This is a genomic window from Mycobacterium sp. 2-64, assembly GCF_035918375.1.
GTDB lineage: Bacteria > Actinomycetota > Actinomycetes > Mycobacteriales > Mycobacteriaceae > Mycobacterium > Mycobacterium intracellulare.
In genome coordinates, this window is record NZ_CP142361.1 from 607601 (window position 1) to 626267 (window position 18667).

19 protein-coding genes and 2 pseudogenes are annotated in these 18667 nt (G+C 69.4%); 16 read left to right on the forward strand and 5 right to left on the reverse strand.

Going from position 1 to position 18667, the window contains the following annotated elements; translation table 11 throughout:
* Nucleotides 1-74: 74 nt before the first annotated feature.
* The 5 genes and pseudogenes from QGN31_RS02860 to deoC all read left to right on the forward strand — a co-directional run bounded on the left by QGN31_RS02860 (nt 75) and on the right by deoC (nt 2778).
* Nucleotides 75-513: pseudogene (locus tag QGN31_RS02860) on the forward strand (helix-turn-helix domain-containing protein).
* A 189-nt stretch (nt 514-702) separates the two neighbouring features.
* On the forward strand, nt 703-1320 hold the full coding sequence (gene hbhA, locus QGN31_RS02865; RefSeq protein WP_008261246.1) for a heparin-binding hemagglutinin HbhA: 618 nt from the start codon (nt 703-705) through the stop codon (nt 1318-1320).
* Nucleotides 1321-1407: 87 nt separating this feature from the next.
* The gene (locus tag QGN31_RS02870; protein ID WP_008261234.1) at nt 1408-1695 is read left to right on the forward strand and encodes a DUF2516 family protein; all 288 of its coding nucleotides are present in this window, start codon (nt 1408-1410) and stop codon (nt 1693-1695) included.
* A 4-nt stretch (nt 1696-1699) separates the two neighbouring features.
* Nucleotides 1700-2104 (forward strand): DUF2599 domain-containing protein, encoded by a 405-nt coding sequence (locus QGN31_RS02875; RefSeq protein ID WP_008261232.1) that lies wholly within the window; start codon nt 1700-1702, stop codon nt 2102-2104.
* On the forward strand, nt 2101-2778 hold the full coding sequence (gene deoC, locus QGN31_RS02880; protein WP_008261230.1) for a deoxyribose-phosphate aldolase: 678 nt from the start codon (nt 2101-2103) through the stop codon (nt 2776-2778). Before QGN31_RS02875 ends, deoC begins: the two co-directional genes overlap by 4 nt.
* A 19-nt stretch (nt 2779-2797) precedes the next feature.
* Here deoC and QGN31_RS02885 read toward each other — a convergent pair whose 3' ends face one another.
* The 3 genes from QGN31_RS02885 to QGN31_RS02895 are packed head-to-tail and all read right to left on the reverse strand — an operon-like array spanning nt 2798 to nt 5236.
* Nucleotides 2798-3853 (reverse strand): LmeA family phospholipid-binding protein, encoded by a 1056-nt coding sequence (locus QGN31_RS02885; RefSeq protein ID WP_193375522.1) that lies wholly within the window; start codon nt 3851-3853, stop codon nt 2798-2800.
* The gene (locus tag QGN31_RS02890; RefSeq protein ID WP_008261221.1) at nt 3850-4677 is read right to left on the reverse strand and encodes a carbon-nitrogen hydrolase family protein; all 828 of its coding nucleotides are present in this window, start codon (nt 4675-4677) and stop codon (nt 3850-3852) included. The genes QGN31_RS02885 and QGN31_RS02890 overlap by 4 nt, the downstream gene beginning before the upstream one ends.
* 34 nt (nt 4678-4711) lie before the next feature.
* Nucleotides 4712-5236, reverse strand: a complete 525-nt coding sequence (locus tag QGN31_RS02895; RefSeq protein ID WP_014385873.1) for a DUF2505 domain-containing protein — start codon at nt 5234-5236, stop codon at nt 4712-4714.
* A 26-nt stretch (nt 5237-5262) separates the two neighbouring features.
* Between QGN31_RS02895 and QGN31_RS02900 the strand changes: the two genes are divergently transcribed.
* Together QGN31_RS02900 and QGN31_RS02905 are read left to right on the forward strand one after the other, a co-directional pair.
* Nucleotides 5263-6381 carry a UDP-N-acetylmuramate dehydrogenase gene (locus tag QGN31_RS02900; protein ID WP_014385872.1) on the forward strand — a complete coding sequence of 373 codons (1119 nt, stop codon included), beginning with the start codon at nt 5263-5265 and terminating at the stop codon, nt 6379-6381.
* Between the two features lie 32 nt (nt 6382-6413).
* Nucleotides 6414-7787, forward strand: a complete 1374-nt coding sequence (locus QGN31_RS02905) for a L,D-transpeptidase (RefSeq protein WP_193375569.1) — start codon at nt 6414-6416, stop codon at nt 7785-7787.
* On the opposite strand, the gene QGN31_RS02910 is transcribed toward QGN31_RS02905, so the two are convergent.
* A complete protein-coding gene (locus tag QGN31_RS02910) occupies nt 7771-8520 on the reverse strand; it encodes an SDR family oxidoreductase (RefSeq protein WP_014942985.1) in 750 nt (249 codons plus the stop codon). The genes QGN31_RS02905 and QGN31_RS02910 overlap by 17 nt on opposite strands.
* A gap of 260 nt (nt 8521-8780) precedes the next feature.
* Here QGN31_RS02910 and QGN31_RS02915 point away from each other — a divergent pair, with 260 nt between their 5' ends.
* The 6 genes and pseudogenes from QGN31_RS02915 (at nt 8781) to regX (ending at nt 14902) form a co-directional block, all read left to right on the forward strand.
* Nucleotides 8781-10031: an ROK family protein gene (locus tag QGN31_RS02915; RefSeq protein WP_233425341.1), complete on the forward strand. Its 1251-nt coding sequence runs from the start codon at nt 8781-8783 to the stop codon at nt 10029-10031.
* Nucleotides 10032-10053: 22 nt separating this feature from the next.
* On the forward strand, nt 10054-11328 hold the full coding sequence (gene mshA, locus QGN31_RS02920; protein ID WP_014942983.1) for a D-inositol-3-phosphate glycosyltransferase: 1275 nt from the start codon (nt 10054-10056) through the stop codon (nt 11326-11328).
* Nucleotides 11325-11865 (forward strand): annotated as a pseudogene (locus tag QGN31_RS02925) (YbjN domain-containing protein); the annotation flags it as partial. The gene mshA and the pseudogene QGN31_RS02925, both read left to right, overlap by 4 nt.
* A 130-nt stretch (nt 11866-11995) precedes the next feature.
* Complete coding sequence (locus QGN31_RS02930) at nt 11996-12745, forward strand: phosphoglyceromutase (protein ID WP_014942982.1); 750 nt, start codon at nt 11996-11998, stop codon at nt 12743-12745.
* Nucleotides 12746-12898: 153 nt separating this feature from the next.
* Nucleotides 12899-14128: a sensor histidine kinase gene (locus QGN31_RS02935; protein ID WP_008261206.1), complete on the forward strand. Its 1230-nt coding sequence runs from the start codon at nt 12899-12901 to the stop codon at nt 14126-14128.
* A gap of 90 nt (nt 14129-14218) precedes the next feature.
* Nucleotides 14219-14902 (forward strand): two-component sensory transduction protein RegX, encoded by a 684-nt coding sequence (gene regX, locus QGN31_RS02940; protein WP_008261205.1) that lies wholly within the window; start codon nt 14219-14221, stop codon nt 14900-14902.
* A 3-nt stretch (nt 14903-14905) separates the two neighbouring features.
* Here regX and QGN31_RS02945 read toward each other — a convergent pair whose 3' ends face one another.
* Nucleotides 14906-15709: a hypothetical protein gene (locus QGN31_RS02945; RefSeq protein WP_008261204.1), complete on the reverse strand. Its 804-nt coding sequence runs from the start codon at nt 15707-15709 to the stop codon at nt 14906-14908.
* Nucleotides 15710-15828: 119 nt separating this feature from the next.
* On the opposite strand from QGN31_RS02945, the gene QGN31_RS02950 reads away from it, so the two are divergent.
* From QGN31_RS02950 to QGN31_RS02960, 3 genes are read left to right on the forward strand one after another with little or no spacing between them, the layout of a single operon-like run.
* Nucleotides 15829-16845: a Ppx/GppA phosphatase family protein gene (locus QGN31_RS02950; protein WP_008261202.1), complete on the forward strand. Its 1017-nt coding sequence runs from the start codon at nt 15829-15831 to the stop codon at nt 16843-16845.
* On the forward strand, nt 16842-17798 hold the full coding sequence (locus tag QGN31_RS02955; RefSeq protein ID WP_014942980.1) for a hypothetical protein: 957 nt from the start codon (nt 16842-16844) through the stop codon (nt 17796-17798). Before QGN31_RS02950 ends, QGN31_RS02955 begins: the two co-directional genes overlap by 4 nt.
* Before the next feature lie 15 nt (nt 17799-17813).
* Nucleotides 17814-18656 carry a sugar phosphate isomerase/epimerase family protein gene (locus tag QGN31_RS02960; protein ID WP_020188428.1) on the forward strand — a complete coding sequence of 281 codons (843 nt, stop codon included), beginning with the start codon at nt 17814-17816 and terminating at the stop codon, nt 18654-18656.
* Nucleotides 18657-18667 lie beyond the last annotated feature (11 nt).

The window sequence follows — 18667 nt, forward strand, 5'->3', positions numbered from 1 at the left end:
ACAAGTGCTTGCAATAGCAAGCACTTGTTGTACCCTGGTGGCGTCAAGATCAACCGCCCGACCCAGGAGCACGCATGGCACCCGAGGAGAAGCTCTCCGCCAAGGTGTCCAACGCTGCCTCCGACATGGCCTCCGACATCGGCAGCTTCATCCGCAGCCAGCGTGAACTCGCGCAGGTTTCGGTGCGGCAACTCGCCGAGAAGTCCGGGGTCAGCAATCCATATTTGAGCCAGGTGGAGCGTGGATTGCGCAAACCCTCCGCCGACGTCTTGAACCAGATCGCGAAGGCCCTCCGGGTTTCCGCCGAGGTTCTCTATGTGCGCGCCGGGATTCTCGAGCCCACCGACAAGAGTCAGGTGCGAGACGCGATCGTCACCGACACTGCGATCACCGAGCGCCAAAAGCAGATCCTGCTCGACATCTACGCATCGTTCACCCAACAAAACGAATCCACCGATGAGGAGTGTTCGACCCAATCCGACACCGAGTGAACAGTCGCTCTCGGGTCGGTGATGTATAGACGACCGGCCGCCGGGGTTACCCCACAAAGAGGGATTTACCGATTCCAGCTCACGTGCTGGGCGAACTACCCCGGGTTCTGGCGGCCCCAGTTGCGAAGGAGACGTTTGCACCTAACTTCCCGACCAGACACCTGACAACGGAAAACACCAAATGCCAAACCACACCATGAAAGGAAAAACCATGGCGGAAAACTCGAACATCGAAGACTTGCGGGCTCCTTTGCTCGCGGCCCTGGGCGCGGCCGACCTGGCCCTGGCCACGGTTAACGACCTGATCGCCAGCCTGCGCGAGCGCGCCGAAGAGACCCGCGTCGAAACCCGCACCCGGGTGGAAGAGCGCCGCGCGCGCCTGACCAAGCTGCAGGAGGACCTGCCCGAGCAGTTCACCGAGCTGCGCGACCGGTTCACCGCCGACGAGCTGCGCAAGGCCGCCGAGGGCTACCTGGAGGCGGCGACCAGCCGGTACAACGAGCTCGTCGAGCGCGGCGAGGCGGCCCTGCAGCGGCTGCGCAGCCAGACGGCGTTCGAGGACGCCTCCGCGCGTGCGGAGGGCTACGTCGACCAGGCCGTCGAGCTGACCCAGGAGGCGCTGGGCACCGTCGCGTCGCAGACCCGCGCGGTCGGCGAGCGCGCCGCGAAGCTGGTCGGCATCGAGCTGCCCGGCAAGACCGAAGCGACCGCCAAGAAGGCCCAGAAGGCCGTCGGCAAGGCGCCCGCGAAGAAGGCGCCTGCCAAGAAGGCTCCGGCCAAGAAGGCTCCCGCCAAGAAGGCGGCGGCCAAGAAGGTCACCCAGAAGTAGTACGACGCTCACACGACGTTCGGCTCCGAGTCGCCCCCGGGTGACTCGGAGTCGACGTTTTGGAGGGTGCCCGCCTACGCTTGAGGCGTGAACCACCTCGTGGGTACCGTCATGCTGGTTTTGCAGATCGCCGTCTTGGTCACGGCGATCTACGCATTCGTGCACGCCGCGCTGCAGCGACCCGACGCCTACACCGCCGCCGACAAGCTGACCAAGCCCGTGTGGTTGCTGATTCTGGCCGGGGCCGTGGCCCTGACATCCATCCTGGGCTTCGTCTTCGGGGTGCTGGGCATGGCGATCGCGGCCTGCGCGGCCGGCGTGTACCTGGTCGACGTGCGGCCCAAACTCCTGGAAATTCAGGGCAAGTCGCGCTAGCGGGATGAGGCTGCTGCTGACGGCGCCGGCCGCCGCGCTCGTCGCGCTGTGCTGCCCGCCCCCGCATGCGATCGCCGCCCCCGAACCCTTGGTCGACCACACCGAATGGGCGCAGTGGCAGGGCCGTAGCAGCCTGCGGGTCTTCCCGACGCCGGCCGGCCGGACCGCCTCCCGCACGCCCACGAGCATGGCCTGGGGCGACGAGGCCTGGTCCGAGGTGCTCGCCCTGGCGCCCGACGCCGACACCCCCGGGATGCGTGCGCAGTTCCTGTGCCACTGGCAGTTCGCCGAACTGGCGCGGCCCGGCAAGACCAGCTGGAACCTCGAGCCTTGGCGGCCGGTCGTCGACGACGCCGAAATGGTTGCCTCCGACTGCAATCCGGGCGGTGGGGAAGAATCGTTCGGATGACCGGCCACCCCACCCGGGCGGAGTTGGCGGCGTTCGTCGACCACACCCTGCTCAAACCCGAAGCCAGCGCCGCCGACGTGACCGCCCTGGTCGCCGAAGCGGCCGAACTGGGCGTGTACGCGGTCTGCGTCTCGCCCTCGATGGTTCCCGTCGCCGTGCACGCCGGCGCCGGGGTGCGGGTGGCCAGCGTCGCGGGATTCCCGTCGGGCAAGCATGTTTCGGCGGTCAAGGCGCACGAGGCCGCGCTGGCCGTGGCGTCCGGCGCCTGCGAGGTCGACATGGTCATCGACGTCGGCGCGGCGCTGGCGGGCGACGTCGATGCGGTGCGCTCCGACATTCAGGCCGTGCGCGACGCCGTCGGCGGCGCGGTGCTCAAGGTGATCGTGGAATCCTCAGCGCTGCTGGCGCTGGCCGACGAGCGCACGCTGGCGCGGGTGTGCCGCGCGGCCGAAGACGCCGGCGCCGACTTCGTCAAGACCTCGACCGGGTTTCATCCGACCGGCGGCGCGTCCGCGCGGGCCGTCGCGCTGATGGCCGAGACGGTCGGTGGCCGGCTGGGCGTGAAGGCCAGCGGCGGCATCCGCACCGCCGCGGACGCGCTCGCGATGCTGGATGCCGGCGCGACCCGGCTGGGCCTCTCGGGAACCCGGGGAGTGCTCGACGGGCTCGGCTGAAACCGCCCGAGCCCGGCCATCAGAGGTTGGCGAAGCAGGGGTTGTTGTTGTCGCCGGCGGGAATGCTGGCGTTGCGTGTCGAGAAGTGGCTGGTCACACCCTTGTCGGTGACCTGCACGCTGTCGGCGTGAATGCCCAGCGGGTAGTTCTTGGTCAGGTTCGAGGTGAAGTCGTCCAGGGTCGACTGCACGGATTCCTTGGGCATCGTGAAGCCGAGCGCGTTGAAGCTGACGATCTGCAGCTTCAGCCCGGTGCCCTCCACCACCGGCTTGGCGGTGATGTTGTCCAACATGCCCTTGAGCTCGATCGTGCCGTCGGCGGGATGCGTGGTCACGGTGTTGGTGACGAAGGGCCCCAGCACCGGGATCGCGTTCTGCACCGATTCCTTGATGCCGTCACTCGTCCAGCTGATGGTCGCGTCCAGCGAGCCGATGGTGCCCTTCGAGTTGGCCGTGTCCTTGATCCGGACGTCGTTGATGTTGAGCGAGAGCTTCATGCCCTTGGCGTCGCGGATGTTGTTGCCGGCAGTCTGCACCGAGATGTTGGTGTAGTGCTTGGTCGCCTGCTGCCACAGCATCAGGGGCGTCACCCCGAAGGACGCGGTGGCCTGGTCCTTGACCTCGCAGGCCACTGCCTCGGCGACCTTGGTGTCCGCGACGTGGCGCACGTACAGCTCGGCCCCGATGAGCCCGGCGATGATCAGCGCGAAAACGATGATGAAGATCAGCAGGACCGAGACCGGATCACGACCGAAGCGGCGCTTCTTCTTCCCCGGCGTTGCGTCATCGCCGGGCGCAGTGGCCAGCCGCTCGGTCGGGCCGGCGGGCGGGGTGGTCGGCGGCGGGTAGCCGCGCTGCTGCATGTTGGGCTGGGGCGTCCCGAACCGCTCCGTCTGGCCCGGCGGGGGACCCTGAGCGGGCGGCGGTGGCGGTGCCGGCGGGGGCACGTGACCTGGGCCGCCTGTGCTGATCCGCTCGGTTGGCCGTTCCGTGGGAGGCTGCCCGAACGGTCCCTGGTTGGAGGGACGGGCCCACTTCGACGGGTCGTGGTTCGGGGGTCCTTGTGGGTTCGTCACCGTACCGATTCTGCCCTATCCACCTGAGCAAAGGCCGAGCGGTTGCTGAGGACTGCGATGGCTTTGCGCGCCTCGGCGACCCTGTCGACGTCGACGTCGGCGACCACGAGCTGCGGCTCCGCACCGGCCGACGCGACGACCTCGCCCAGCGGCGAAACGACCAGACTGCCGCCGACCCCGGTGGGTGCGCCCGATCCGGATTCCGCCTGCGCGGCACCGGGGTCCGCCTGACCGGCGGCGGCGACGTAGCTCATCGAGTCGAGCGCGCGGGCGCGGGCCAGCAGCGTCCACTGGTCGAGTTTGCCCGGGCCCGCTCCCCAGGACGCGCACACGGCGATCACCTGGGCGCCGCGGCGGGCCAGCTCGGTGTAGAGCTCCGGGAAACGGATGTCGTAGCAAACGGTCAACCCGACGCCGACGCCGTCGACCGTGATCACCACGGGTTCGTGTCCCGGCGCGACCGTCCGCGATTCGGTGAAGCCGAACGCGTCGTAGAGGTGGATCTTGTCGTAGTGGGCGCCCGACTGATCGGGTGCCGCCGCGAGCAGCGTGTTTTTCACCCGCCCGTCGCCGGCCGGGGTGAACATGCCCGCGACGACGGTGATCTTCGATTCGGCCGCGACGCTGCGCACCCCGTCGGCCCAGGGGCCGTCGAGCGGCTGCGCGACCGGGCCGAGCGGGACGCCGAACCGGCACATGGTGGCCTCCGGGAACACCACCAGCTTCGCGCCCGCATCGGCGGCCCGGCGGCTGTATTCGCGCACCAGCTGCAAATTTGCTGCGGGATCGGTGCCGCTGAGGATCTGCGCCAGGGCGATTCGCATGAAGGCCAGCTTAGAGCGAAGTCGCGGTGAGGGCTCAGGCCGTTTTGGCGATCCACTCCGTGGTGAAGCGCTGTTCGGCGGCGATCAGCTCGGCCAGGCGCGCGCCGATGATGTTCTCCAACTTGCCGCCGATGATCGGGACGCGCACGTGGACGGTGGCCCGGAACGTCAGCCGGGAGCCCTCGGCCCGTCCGATCGGTTCCAGCACCGCGGTGCCCTCCAGGCTCACGGGCGCACCCACGATCGAGCCCACGACCGACCCCGCCGCGGCCCCATCGGTCACCGGCCCCCACGTCTCCTCGCGCCGGATGCGCAGGTCGCCGCTGTGCAACTGCGTGACCATCCCGGGCAGCTTGTCGCTGCTGATCACCTGCAGGGTGACGACCTCGACGGTGTCGTCGTCGCCGGACTGCCCGCCGACCCGCATCGACTCCAGCGTGGCGACGTCGGCCCCGGATTCGGCCAGCCTGGCTCGCCAGTAGTTCGCATCGGTGAAGGCCCGGTGCACCTCGTCAACACTGCCGTCGTAGTCGGCCGACAAGTCGAATGAACGCGGCATAGCAGGTCAGGCTACCGTTACGGGCCATGAAATCCAGCGGTGCCGGTTCGGTGTTCGCCGGTGCGTCGGTGGCCGACTCGGCGCCACTGGCGCCGCTGACGACCCTGCGGATCGGGCCGATCGCACGGCGCCTCGTCACGTGCACCAACCGCGACCAGGTCGTCGCCGCGCTGGGGCACCTGGACGCGGAATCGCGTGCGGGACAAGGCGGCCCGGTGCTGGTGTTCGCCGGCGGCTCCAACCTGGTGATCTCCGACACGTGCGCCGACCTGACCGCCGTGAAGCTGGCCAACGACGGCATCACGGTCGACGGCAACCTGATCCGCGCCCAGGCGGGCGCGGTATGGGACGACGTCGTGCTCGCCGCCATCGAGCACGGCCTCGGCGGGCTGGAATGCCTGTCCGGCATCCCCGGCTCGGCCGGGGCCACCCCGGTGCAGAACGTGGGCGCCTACGGCGCGGAGGTGTCCGACACCATCACGCGGGTAAAGGTGCTCGACCGCGGCACCGGCGAGGTGCGCTGGGTGCCGGGCGGCGAGCTGGGCTTCGGCTACCGCACCAGCGTGTTCAAACGCGGTGGCGCCGGCGGCTTCGAAATCCCTTCCGTCGTACTGGAAGTGGAGTTCGCGCTGGACGCATCGGGGCGCAGCGCGCCACTGCGCTACGCGGAGTTGGCGGCGGCGCTGAACGTCGACGTCGGGGAGCGCGCCGAGCCGCGGGCGGTCCGCGAAGCCGTGCTGGCCCTGCGGGCGCGCAAGGGCATGGTGCTCGACCCGGCCGACCACGACACCTGGAGCGTGGGCTCGTTCTTCACCAACCCGGTCGTCGCCCCCGAGGTCTACGAGCGGCTGGCGGCGACCGTCGACGGGCCCGTCCCGAACTACCCGGCGCCCGACGGCGTGAAGCTGGCCGCCGGCTGGCTGGTGGAGCGGGCCGGCTTCGCCAAGGGCTATCCGGAGCCCGGACCGGGCGGACGCGAAGCGCCCTGCCGGCTGTCCACCAAGCACGCGTTGGCGCTGACCAACCGCGGGGGCGCCCGCGCCGACGACGTGATCGCACTGGCCCGCGCCGTCCGCGACGGCGTCGCGGACGTGTTTGGTGTCACACTGATCCCCGAGCCCGTCCTGCTGGGGTGCAGGCTGTAGCCGCAAAATTTGCCGACGCAGGCTAGACCCCGATTTGTCGCGGGCGGGTCGGCGGATTTTCCCCGGTATCTTTGATTTTCGTGACCCCGTCCCGCGCCCCGCGGCCGTTCAACCGGCGCGTTGCTTTGGCGACCCTCGGGCTCGGCGTGCTCGCCCCCAATGCGCTGGCCGCATGCGGTGGCACGTCCGCGAAACAAGCCGAGAAGAAGGAGCAGCCGGCGCTGCAGCTGAAGTACCAGCCCGCCGACGCCACCCAGAACGTGGTGCCGATCGCCCCGGTCAGCGTCCAGGTGAGCGACGGGTGGTTCCAGCACGTCACGCTGTCGAATTCGTCGGGCAAGGCCGTCGCCGGAACGTTCAACCAGGACCGGACCGTCTACACGACCTCCGAACCCCTGGGCTACGACATGACCTACACGTGGAGCGGCTCGGCCGTCGGGCACGACGGCAAGGCGGTCCCGGTTGCGGGGAAGTTCACCACGGTCTCGCCCAGCAAGAAGATCGGTGGGGCGTTCCAGCTGGCCGACGGCCAGACCGTCGGCGTCGCGGCGCCGATCATCCTGCAGTTCGACGCCCCGATCACCGACAAGGCCGCCGTCGAAAAGGCGCTGACCGTCACGACGAACCCGCCCGTCGAGGGCAGCTGGGCCTGGCTGCCCGACGAGGCGCAGGGCGCCCGCGCGCACTGGCGCACCCGCGAGTACTACCCGGCGGGCACCACCGTCAGCGTCGAGGCCAAGCTGTACGGCCTGCCCTTCGGCGACAGCGCGTACGGCGCCGAGGACATCTCGCTGAACATCCAGATCGGCCGCCGGCAGGTGGTCAAGGCCGAAGTCTCGTCGCACCGCATCCAGGTGGTCCGCGACGAGGGCGTCGTCATGGACTTCCCGTGCAGCTACGGCGAGGCCGACAAGGCGCGCAACGTCACCCGCAACGGCATCCACGTGGTCAGCGAGAAGTACGCCGACTTCTACATGTCCAACCCGGCGGCCGGCTACAACCACATCCACGAACGCTGGGCGGTGCGGATCTCCAACAACGGCGAGTTCATCCACGCCAACCCGGCGAGCGCCGGCGCGCAGGGAAACACCAACGTCACCAACGGCTGCATCAACCTGTCCACGGGCGACGCCGAGCAGTACTACCAGTCGGCGATGTACGGCGACCCGGTCGAAGTGACCGGGAGCTCGATCCAGCTGTCCTACTCCGATGGCGACATCTGGGACTGGGCCGTGGACTGGGACACCTGGGTGGCGATGTCGGCGCTGCCGCCGCCCACCGCGCACCCGCCGTCGACGCAGATTCCGGTCACGGCGCCCGTCACGCCGTCCAACGCGCCGACCCTGTCGGGCACCCCGACCACGACGACGCCCGCCACCACCGGTCCGGTTACCCCCGGCGGTTAAAGCGACTGGCCGACGCCTGGTCGCGCGGCTTCATCACGATCAGGTCCAGATCGACGTGGGCCGGGCGCGAGGCGACGAATCCGATCACCTCGGCCACGTCGGCCGCCACCAACGGGGTGATGCCGGTGTAGACGGCATCCGCGCGCTGTTGGTCGCCGTCGAAGCGCACCAGCGAGAATTCCGTTTCGACGGCCCCCGGGGCGATCTCGGTCAGCCGCACCGGTTTGCCCAGTAGCTCGCCCCGCAGCGTGCGGTGCAGCGCGCCCTGGCCGTGTTTGGCCGCCGTATAGCCGGCGCCGCCGTCGTAAACCTCAAGTGCCGCAACGGAAGTGACGGTGACGATCAGCCCGTCACCGGACTCGGTCAGCTTGGGCAGCAACGCGCGGGTGACCCGCAGCGTGCCGATCACGTTGGTCTCCCACATCCACCGCCAGTGGTCGAGGTCGGCATCGGCGACGGGTTCCAGTCCGCGGGCGCCGCCGGCGTTGTTGACCAGCACGTCGACGCGGCTCAGTTTGCTCGCCAGCGCGTCGACGGACGCATCGTCTGTGACATCGGCCACAATCGCGGTGCCGCCGATCTCCTCGGCCAGGTCGTGGATCCGGTCGGCGCGGCGCGCCACCGCGACGATGTGAAAGCCCTGCGCAGCCAGGGTTCGAGCGGTCGCCGCGCCGATTCCGGAGCTGGCTCCCGTGATCACCGCGACGCGTTCATTCCTGCCAGTTTCAACCATCGAAACAACCTTAGTGAACGTGCTAAATTTTCCGTGTGCTTCACAGCGCCCTGTCCGACATCACCACCGCCGCGTGTCTGTGCGCGGCGGGTGCGTGTTGTTGCTGCGCACTTTGCCGCTCCTGACCCCATGCCAGGTGTGGCCAAGATGGCCAGCAAAATTCGGACAAAAGGACGCTCGTGCCCACCAATACCCTCACCCATACCCATCTTTCGGCCGGCCGCGTCGTCGGCTATTCCGGCCAGAAGGGCCACCGCTCGGTGCGCCGGCAGATCGTGCCGCCGGCCTTGCGCATCCCCGACTCCGCGGCGGCCGCGGTCTTCCGGGCCGTCCGGCTGCGCGGTCCCGTCGGCCGTGACGTCATCGCCGGCGTCACCTCGCTGAGCATCGCGACGGTCAACCGTCAGGTCATCGCCCTGCTGGAGGCGGGCCTGCTGCGCGAGCGCGCCGACCTGGCCGTCTCGGGCGCGATCGGCCGCCCGCGCGTGCCGGTCGAGGTCAACCACGAGCCGTTCGTGACGCTGGGCATCCACATCGGTGCGCGCACCACCAGCATCGTGGCCACCGACCTGTTCGGCCGCACCCTCGACACCGTCGAGACCCCGACCCCGCGCAACCCGGCCGGGCCCGCGCTGGCGTCGCTGGCCGACAGCGCCCGGCGATACCTGCGGCGCTGGCATCGGCGGCGGCCGCTGTGGGTCGGGGTCGCCATTGGCGGCACCGTCGACGGCGCCACCGGCCAGGTGGACCACCCGCGACTGGGCTGGCGGCAGGCGCCGGTAGGCCAGGTGCTGGCCGACGCGCTGGGCCTCCCGGTTTCGGTGGCCTCGCACGTGGACGCCATGGCCGGAGCCGAGCTGCTGCTGGGCATGCGCCGGTTCCTGCCCAGCTCGCCGACCAGCCTGTACGTCTACGCCCGCGAGACCGTGGGCTACGCGCTGGTGATCGGCGGGCGGGTGCACTGCCCGTCCAGCGGGCCGGGCACCATCGCGAGCCTGCCGGCCCAGTCCGAGCTGCTCGGCGGCACCGGTCAGCTGGAATCCACCGTCAGTGACGAGGCCGTGGTGGCCGTCGCCCGCCAGCAGCGCATCCTGCCGTTCGCCGCGGCGAACCGCGCCAACGGGCCCGCCACCGGCATCGCCGACCTGTTGCGGGTGGCGCGCGCCGGCAACCAGCAGGCCAAGGATCTGCTCGCCGAGCGGGGCCGGGTGCTCGGGGAGGCGGTGGCGTTGCTGCGCGACATGCTCAACCCCGACGAACTGGTCGTCGGCGGCCAGGCGTTCACCGAATACCCCGAGGCGATGGAGCAGGTGGAGGCGGCGTTCGCCGCACGCTCGGTGCTGGGGCCGCGCGACATCCGCCTCACCGCGTTCGGCAACCGGGTGCAGGAGGCCGGCGCGGGGACCGTGTCGCTGTCCGGGCTGTACGCCGACCCGCTGGGCGCGATGCGGCGGGCGGGGGCGCTCGACGCCCGGCTGCACGAGGTCACCCGGGACGAGTCGTCCGCCTGAGCCGTCCTGTAAAGATGACAGGGTGCGCCACGATGACGTTTTCCGGCTGAACGAACCGCGCCGGGTCGCAGTGTTGGCGGTCCACACCTCCCCGCTGGCCCAGCCCGGCACCGGCGACGCAGGCGGCATGAACGTCTACGTGCTGCAGACCGCGTTGCATCTGGCGCGCCGGGGCATCGAGGTGGAGATCTTCACCCGGGCGACCGCGTCCGCCGACCCGCCGGTCGCGCGGGTGGCGCCGGGAGTGCTGGTCCGCAACGTGGTGGCGGGGCCATTCGAAGGGCTGGACAAATACGATCTGCCCACCCAGCTGTGCGCGTTCGCGGCCGGCGTATTGCGCGCCGAGGCATCCCACGAGCCCGGTTACTACGACATCGTGCACTCGCATTATTGGCTGTCCGGGCAGGTGGGGTGGCTGGCGCGTGACCGCTGGGCGGTGCCGCTGGTGCACACCGCACACACCCTCGCCGCGGTCAAGAACGCGGCGCTGGCCGAGGGGGACTCGCCCGAGCCGCCGCTGCGCACGGTGGGGGAGCAGCAGGTGGTCGACGAGGCCGACCGGCTGATCGTCAACACCGACGACGAGGCCAGGCAGCTGATCACGATTCACCACGCCGACCCGGCGCGGATCGACGTCGTCCATCCCGGCGTGGACCTCGACGTGTTCCGGCCCGGCGATCGTCGGGCCGCCCGGGCCGCGCTGGGCCTGCCACCCGACGAACCCATCGTGGCGTTCGTCGGCCGGATCCAGCCGCTGAAGGCCCCCGACATCGTGTTGCGTGCCGCGGCGAAACTGCCGGGGGTGCGGATCGTCGTGGCGGGCGGACCGTCGGGCAGCGGCCTGGCTTCCCCGGACGGATTGGCCCGCCTGGCCGACGAGCTCGGCATCATCGCGCGGGTGACTTTTTTGCCCCCGCAGTCGCGGTCGAACCTGGCCACCTTGTTCCAGGCCGCCAATGTCGTTGCGGTGCCGAGTTATTCGGAGTCCTTCGGCCTGGTCGCCCTCGAGGCGCAGGCCTGCGGCACCCCGGTGGCGGCGGCCGCGGTCGGCGGACTGCCGGTGGCCGTGCGCGATGGGGTCACCGGCACGCTGGTCGCCGGGCACGACGTCGATCGATGGGCGGCCGCCCTGGACGGGCTGCTGCGCAGGCCGGCGCCGGCGGCCGGGGAGATGGGCCGCGCGGCCGCCGCCCACGCGGCGACCTTCTCCTGGGATCACACCACCGATGCGCTGCTGGCCAGCTATCGCCGCGCGATCCGCGAGTACACCGCCGAGCGCCGCGAGGTGGGCGCATGAGTTCCTCTACCGATGTGTCACGGGTGATCGAGGATGCCCTGCGGGCAAGCGGGCTGAACTACTCGAAACACGCTGGCGCGCATGGCGGTCCGTCGGGGTTGGTGGTGGAACTGCCCGGTGAGCGCAAGCTCAAGACCAACACCATCCTGAGCGTGGGCGAGCATTCGGTGCGGGTGGAGGCGTTCGTGTGCCGCAAGCCGGACGAGAACCACGAGGGCGTGTACCGGTTCCTGCTCAAGCGCAATCGCCGGCTCTACGGCGTGGCCTACACGTTGGACAACGTCGGCGACATCTACCTGGTGGGCCGCATGTCGCTGCCGTCGGTGGACGCCGACGAGATCGACCGGGTGCTCGGCCAGGTGCTCGAAGCGGTGGACTCGGACTTTAATACGTTGCTGGAGTTGGGTTTTCGCTCGTCGATCCAGAAAGAGTGGGAGTGGCGCGTATCGCGCGGCGAGTCGCTGAAGAACCTGCAGGCGTTCGCCCACCTGATCGACGAAGACGACGATGCAGAGCGCGAAGCGCGATGAGGAGGAGTCGAGCTTTGAGCCGCGAAGACGACGATGCAGAGCGCGAAGCGCGATGAGGAGGAGTCGAGCTTTGAGCCGCGACGACGACGATGCGGACGACGACGACCGCTGAATGAGCGCGTGAGAGACTAACCGGCATGGGTGACTCCGCCACGCTGATCCTGCTCCGCCACGGTGAAAGCGAATGGAATTCGCTGAACCTGTTCACCGGTTGGGTGGACGTCGGGCTGACCGACAGGGGCCGCACCGAGGCGGTGCGCAGCGGCGAGCTGCTGGCCGAACACAATCTGTTGCCCGACGTCCTCTACACGTCGCTGCTCCGCCGGGCCATCTCCACCGCGCACCTGGCGCTGGACGCCGCCGACCGGCTGTGGATCCCGGTGCGGCGCACCTGGCGGCTCAACGAACGCCATTACGGGGCGCTGCAGGGCCTGGACAAGGCCGAGACCAAGGCGCGCTACGGCGACGACCAGTTCATGGCCTGGCGACGCAGCTACGACACGCCGCCCCCGCCGATCGAGAAGGGCAGCACCTACAGCCAGGACACCGATCCCCGCTACGCCGACATCGGCGGCGGGCCGCTGACCGAGTGCCTCGCCGACGTGGTCGTCCGTTTCCTGCCGTATTTCACCGACGTCATCGTCCCGGACCTGCGCAGCGGCAAGACGGTGCTGATCGTCGCGCACGGCAACTCGCTGCGGGCCCTGGTCAAGCACCTCGATCGGATGTCCGACGACGACATCGTGGGCCTGAACATCCCGACCGGCATCCCGCTGCGCTACGACCTGGACGCCGACCTGCGCCCGGTGGTGCCCGGCGGCACCTATCTGGACCCCGAGGCGGCCGCCGCTGGTGCCGCCGCGGTCGCCGGCCAGGGACGCGGCTGACGTTTGCGCCCGGCGCAATCCGTCGCGCGAACGCCCCGTTAGCCAAACATCACGTGAACGGGAGCGGAACACCTGTGACGCAAGGTGTGACTTGTCCGATTTTGGCCTCGTTCTGCTAGGGCAGCGTTCAGGAAGATTTGTAGGATTTGCTATGTGACTGTGTTCTCGGCGCTGTTGCTGGCCGGGGTGTTGTCCGTGCTGGCGCTGGCCGCAGGAGTGGCGGTCGGGGTCCGACTGTCGCCGCGCGCGATGCAGCGCCGGCAGCGGGTGAGCACCGAATGGACCGGGATCACCGTCGGGCAGATGCTGGAATGCATCGTGGCGCTGATGCCGGTGGGCGCGGCGGTGGTGGACGTCCACCGCGACGTCGTCTACCTCAACGACCGGGCCAAGGAGCTCGGCCTGGTGCGCGATCGTCAGCTCGATGACCAGGCCTGGGAGGCGGCGCAGCAGGCGCTGACCGGTGTCGATGTCGAGTTCGACCTGCAGCCCTCGAAACGGACGGGCGCCCGGTCCGGGCTATCGGTGCACGGGCAGGCCCGGTTGCTCAGCGAAGAGGACCGCCGGTTCGCCGTGGTCTTCGCCCACGACCAGTCCGACTACGCGCGGATGGAAGCGACTCGGCGCGACTTCGTCGCCAACGTCAGCCACGAGCTCAAGACCCCGGTGGGTGCGATGGCCCTGCTCGCCGAGGCCCTGCTGGCCTCGGCCGACGACTCCGAAACCGTGCGGCGGTTCGCCGAGAAGGTGCTCGTCGAAGCCAACCGTTTGGGGGACATGGTCGCCGAGCTGATCGAGCTGTCCCGGCTGCAGGGCGCCGAACCGCTGCCCAACGTCGTCGACGTCGACGTCGATAAGGTTGTGAGCGAAGCGATTTCGCGTCACAAGGTGGCCGCGGAGAACACCAAGATCGCGGTCCGCACCGACGCCCCCAGCGGGTTGCGGGTGCTCGGCGACGAAACGCTGTTGACCACCGCGCTGGCCAACCTGGTCTCCAACGCGATCGCTTATTCGCCGCCGGGTTCGCCGGTGTCGATCAGCCGTCGCCGCCGCGGCGAGAACGTCGAGATCGCCGTCACGGATCGCGGGATCGGGATCGCCCTGGAAGACCAGGAGCGGGTCTTCGAGCGCTTCTTCCGGGGCGACAAGGCGCGTTCGCGGGCCACCGGCGGCAGCGGGCTGGGCCTGGCCATCGTCAAACACGTCGCGGCTAACCACAACGGCACCATCGGCGTGTGGAGCAAGCCGGGAACCGGATCGACATTCACGCTGTCCATTCCCGCGGCCAAGCCGTCTCCTCGAGACGAGGGCGAATCCGAGCAAGCGCAGGGTCGCGACGTGCGGCCCGACAGGTCCCAACGAGAGGAAGAACTAAGTCGATGACCCGCGCGTACGACGATGCCGAGGAGGAATCGCGCTCATGACCCGCGCGTATGACGATGCAGAGCGTAGCGATGAGGAGGAATCGCGCTGATGACCAGTGTGCTGATCGTGGAGGACGAGGAGTCGCTGGCCGATCCGCTGGCGTTCCTGCTCCGCAAGGAAGGCTTTGAGGCCACCGTGGTGACCGACGGGTCGGCGGCGCTCGCCGAGTTTGACCGCGCCGGCGCCGACATCGTCCTACTTGACCTGATGCTGCCCGGAATGTCTGGCACCGACGTCTGCAAGCAATTGCGGGCGCGTTCCAGCGTGCCGGTGATCATGGTGACCGCCCGCGACAGCGAGATCGACAAGGTCGTGGGTCTCGAGCTGGGCGCGGATGACTATGTGACCAAGCCCTATTCGGCGCGCGAGCTGATCGCGCGGATCCGGGCGGTGTTGCGCCGCGGCGGCGAGGACGACTCCGAGATCAGCGATGGCGTGCTCGAGTCGGGCCCGGTGCGGATGGACGTCGAACGCCACGTCGTGTCGGTCAACGGCGACACGATCACCTTGCCGCTCAAGGAATTCGACCTGCTCGAGTACCTGATGCGCAACAGTGGCCGGGTGCTGACCCGCGGGCAGCTGATCGACCGGGTATGGGGCGCGGACTACGTCGGCGACACCAAGACGCTCGACGTCCACGTCAAGCGCCTGCGGTCCAAGATCGAAGCCGACCCGGCCAACCCGGTGCACCTGGTGACGGTGCGGGGCCTGGGCTACAAGCTGGAGGGCTAGCGGCTACTCGGCGATGCGAGTCGCCGGGTGCACCGCGATGAGTCCTAACTTGCTGCGGCGCTTGCACATTGCGGCCAGCTCCGCGTAGGCCTTGCCGCCCAGCAGTTCGGTGAGTTCGTCGGCCAGGCTTTCCCACACCTGCTTGGCGCCGACGTGGGCGGCTGGGTCGCCGGTGCAGTACCAGTGCAGGTCGGCGCCCCCGGAACCCCAGCCGCGGCGGTCGTATTCGGTGACCCAGGTCTTGAGGATCTCGGTGCCGTCGGGCCGGGTCACCCACTCCTGGCTGCGACGGATCGGCAACTGCCAGCAGACATCCGGCTTCATGGTCAGCGGCGGCACACCGAGCTTGAGGGCCTTGCTGTGCAGCGCGCAGCCGACGCCGCCCGCGAAGCCGGGCCGGTTGAGGAAAATGCACGCGTCCTTGTGTTTGCGGGTGCGGTACTGGGGCTGGCCCTCATGCTCGTCGAGCTCCAGATATCCCTTGCGGCCCAAGCCTTTTTCGCGATACTGCCAGTCGGCGGCGGTCAGCTTTTTCACCGCGTCGTCGAGGCGGGCGCGGTCGTCGTCGTCGGACAAGAACGCGCCATGTGAGCAACATCCGTCGTCGGGGCGGCCCTCCACCGTGCCCTGGCAGGCGGGCGTGCCGAAGACACACGTCCACCGCGAGAGCAGCCAGGTCAGGTCGGCGGCGATCAGGTGCTCGGGGTTGTCGGGGTCGTAGAACTCCACCCATTCGCGGGCGAAATCCAGTTCGACCTCGTGGCCCGGCTGTCCGGGTTCTGGGTGCGAATTCGCCACGGAGTCCACGTTAGACCACATTTCGGCGCGGCCGCGCCGCTGACACTCGCGGCCCGTATGGCCGTGATCACGGTGGGTTAACCGGGTCGCGCAAAAGCCTGCCGGCGACGCCCCGTTAGGTTGTCTACGTGCGATTGGGCGTTCTCGACGTGGGCAGCAACACGGTGCATCTCCTGGTGGTCGATGCCCACCGGGGCGGTCATCCGACGCCGATGAGTTCGACGAAGGCCACCCTGCGGCTGGCCGAGGCCACCGACAGCGCCGGCAAGATCACCAAACGTGGTGCCGAGAAGCTGATCTCCACAATCGACGAATTCGCCAAGATCGCCGACAGTTCGGGCTGCGAGGAGCTGATGGCCTTCGCCACCTCGGCAGTCCGTGATGCCGGCAACTCCGACGACGTGCTGAGCCGGGTGCGCAAGGAGACCGGCGTCGAGTTGCGGGTGCTGACCGGAGTCGACGAGTCGCGGCTGACCTTTCTGGCGGTGCGCCGCTGGTACGGGTGGAGCGCGGGGCGGATCATCAACCTCGACATCGGTGGCGGCTCGCTGGAGATGTCCAGCGGCCTGGACGAGGAGCCCGAAGTCGCGATGTCGCTGCCGCTGGGCGCCGGCCGGCTGACCCGCGAGTGGTTGCCCGACGATCCGCCCGGGCGGCGCCGGGTGGCGATGCTGCGGGATTGGCTGGACGCCGAACTCGCCGAGGCCAGCGCGAAGATCCTCGACGCCGGCAGTCCCGACCTGGCGGTGGCGTCGTCGAAGACGTTCCGCTCGCTGGCGCGGCTCACCGGCGCGGCCCCGTCGGGCGCCGGACCGCGGGTCAAGAGGACGCTGACAGCAAACGGCCTCAGGCAACTCATATCTTTCATCTCTAGGATGACGACCGCTGACCGGGCGGAACTGGAAGGAGTGAGCGCCGAGCGCGCCCCGCAGATCGTGGCGGGTGCGCTGGTGGCGGAGGCGAGCATGCGAGCGCTGTCGATCGAAGTGGTGGATATTTGCCCGTGGGCATTACGGGAAGGTCTCATTCTGCGCAAACTCGACAGTGAAGCCGACGGAACCGCCCTCATGGGCCCGTCGGTGCGTAATGCTGGAGGTCAGGTAGTTGATCGGAATCAGCACCGATCGAGAGGCGACAAACCATGACCGGACCGCACTCCGAGACCGAGAGCCCGGGCACTCGGCCGATCTCGGTGGCCGAATTGCTAGCCAGAAACGGAACCATCGGTGCCCCGGCGGTCACCCGGCGGCGCCGCCGTCGCCGCGGTGACAGCGACGCGGTGACCGTCGCCGAGCTCACCGGCGAAATCCCGGTGGTCCGCGACGACGACGACGCCGAACACGGCGCTACCGACACCATCGAGGCCGTCAAACCCGCCGATTCGCCCGCCGAGGACGTCGCCGCCGAGCCGGTGACCGAAGACAAGCCCAAGACCGCCTACTGGTCCGAGCCCGAGCCGCGCTGGCCCAAGTCGCCGCCGCAGCCCAAGCGGGTGCCGGGCCCCGAGCGCAGCGCATACCCGCGGCCCTTGGCCAACGGGACCGCCCGGCCCGAGGAGCCCTCCGGCGCCGAGGACATGAGTCCTGATCCGATGGACCATTACGCCGACATCCCCGTCGACGTGATGGATTCCGACGTGCGTGAAGCCGAACCCGCGCTGGAGGACTCCGCCTACGTGCGCTCCTACCTGCGGTCCTCGGGCTCGCTGGACGAGGATCTGGACGAGGACGGGGACGCCGCGCGCGCGGGGTCGCTCGACACCGGATTGCTCGGCCTCGAGGACGAGGACGCTCATGCGGAGGGCGCCGACGCTCACCCGGCGGAGGGCAGGCTCGACGCGCTGTGGCGCAGCGCCGTGGTTGTGCTGCAGTCGATCCTGGCGGTCGCGTTCGGCGGCGGGCTGTTCGTGGCCTTCGACCAACTGTGGCGCTGGAACAGCATCGTGGCGCTGGTGCTCTCGGTGCTGGTCATCCTCGGCCTGGTGGTCGGGGTTCGGGTGGTCCGCAAAACCGAGGACATCGCCAGCACGTTGATCGCGGTCGCGGTGGGTGCGCTGATCACCCTGGGGCCCCTGGCGCTGTCGTTGCAGTCGGGCTAGCGGCGCCCACATCCAGTGCGCCCAGCCATCAAAGTCGGCCTCTCCACGGCTTCGGTGTACCCGTTGCGGGCCGAGGCCGCCTTCGAGTACGCGGCCCGGCTCGGCTACGACGGCGTCGAGCTGATGGTCTGGGCCGAATCGGCGAGCCAGGACGTCGCGGCGGTCAAGAAGCTGTCCAGGCGCTATCGCGTGCCGGTGCTGTCGGTGCACGCGCCGTGCCTGCTGATCTCGCAACGGGTGTGGGGCCCCAACCCGATCCCCAAGCTGGACCGCAGCGTGCGCGTCGCCGAACAGCTGGGCGCGCAGACCGTCGTCGTGCATCCGCCGTTTCGCTGGCAGCGGCGCTACGCCGAGGGGTTCAGCGAGCAGGTGGCGAAGCTGGAAGCCTCGAGCGACGTGATGGTCGCGGTGGAGAACATGTTCCCGTTCCGGGCGGACCGGCTCTTCGGGGCCGGCCAGTCGCTGGAACGGATGCGCCGGCGCGGGGGCGGCCCCGGCCCGGCGATTTCGGCGTTCGCGCCCTCCTACGACCCGCTCGACGGCAACCACGCGCACTACACGCTGGACCTGTCCCACACCGCGACGGCGGGCACCGACTCGCTGGACATGGCCCAGCGGATGGGTGCCGGCCTGGTCCACCTGCACCTGTGCGACGGTAACGGTCTGCCCGCCGACGAGCACCTGGTGCCCGGGCGCGGCACCCAACCCACCGCCGAGGTGTGCCAGATGCTGGCCGGCGGCCAGTTCGCCGGGCACGTCATCCTGGAGGTGTCGACGTCCAGCGCGCGCTCAGCCAATGAGCGCGAAGCCATGCTCGCCGAGTCGCTGCAGTTCGCCCGCACGCATCTGCTGCGCTGATGATTCAGGAG

What these genes read in the sequence shown, in the direction of transcription:
- hbhA (WP_008261246.1), top strand. Translation starts at nt 703, where the DNA reads ATGGCGGAAAACTCGAACATCGAAGACTTGCGGGCTCCTTTGCTCGCG.
- QGN31_RS02875 (WP_008261232.1), top strand. Translation starts at nt 1,700, where the DNA reads ATGAGGCTGCTGCTGACGGCGCCGGCCGCCGCGCTCGTCGCGCTGTGC.
- deoC (WP_008261230.1), top strand. Translation starts at nt 2,101, where the DNA reads ATGACCGGCCACCCCACCCGGGCGGAGTTGGCGGCGTTCGTCGACCAC.
- QGN31_RS02890 (WP_008261221.1), bottom strand. Translation starts at nt 4,677, where the DNA reads ATGCGAATCGCCCTGGCGCAGATCCTCAGCGGCACCGATCCCGCAGCA.
- QGN31_RS02895 (WP_014385873.1), bottom strand. Translation starts at nt 5,236, where the DNA reads ATGCCGCGTTCATTCGACTTGTCGGCCGACTACGACGGCAGTGTTGAC.
- QGN31_RS02900 (WP_014385872.1), top strand. Translation starts at nt 5,263, where the DNA reads ATGAAATCCAGCGGTGCCGGTTCGGTGTTCGCCGGTGCGTCGGTGGCC.
- QGN31_RS02910 (WP_014942985.1), bottom strand. Translation starts at nt 8,520, where the DNA reads ATGGTTGAAACTGGCAGGAATGAACGCGTCGCGGTGATCACGGGAGCC.
- QGN31_RS02930 (WP_014942982.1), top strand. Translation starts at nt 11,996, where the DNA reads ATGGGTGACTCCGCCACGCTGATCCTGCTCCGCCACGGTGAAAGCGAA.
- regX (WP_008261205.1), top strand. Translation starts at nt 14,219, where the DNA reads ATGACCAGTGTGCTGATCGTGGAGGACGAGGAGTCGCTGGCCGATCCG.
- QGN31_RS02955 (WP_014942980.1), top strand. Translation starts at nt 16,842, where the DNA reads ATGACCGGACCGCACTCCGAGACCGAGAGCCCGGGCACTCGGCCGATC.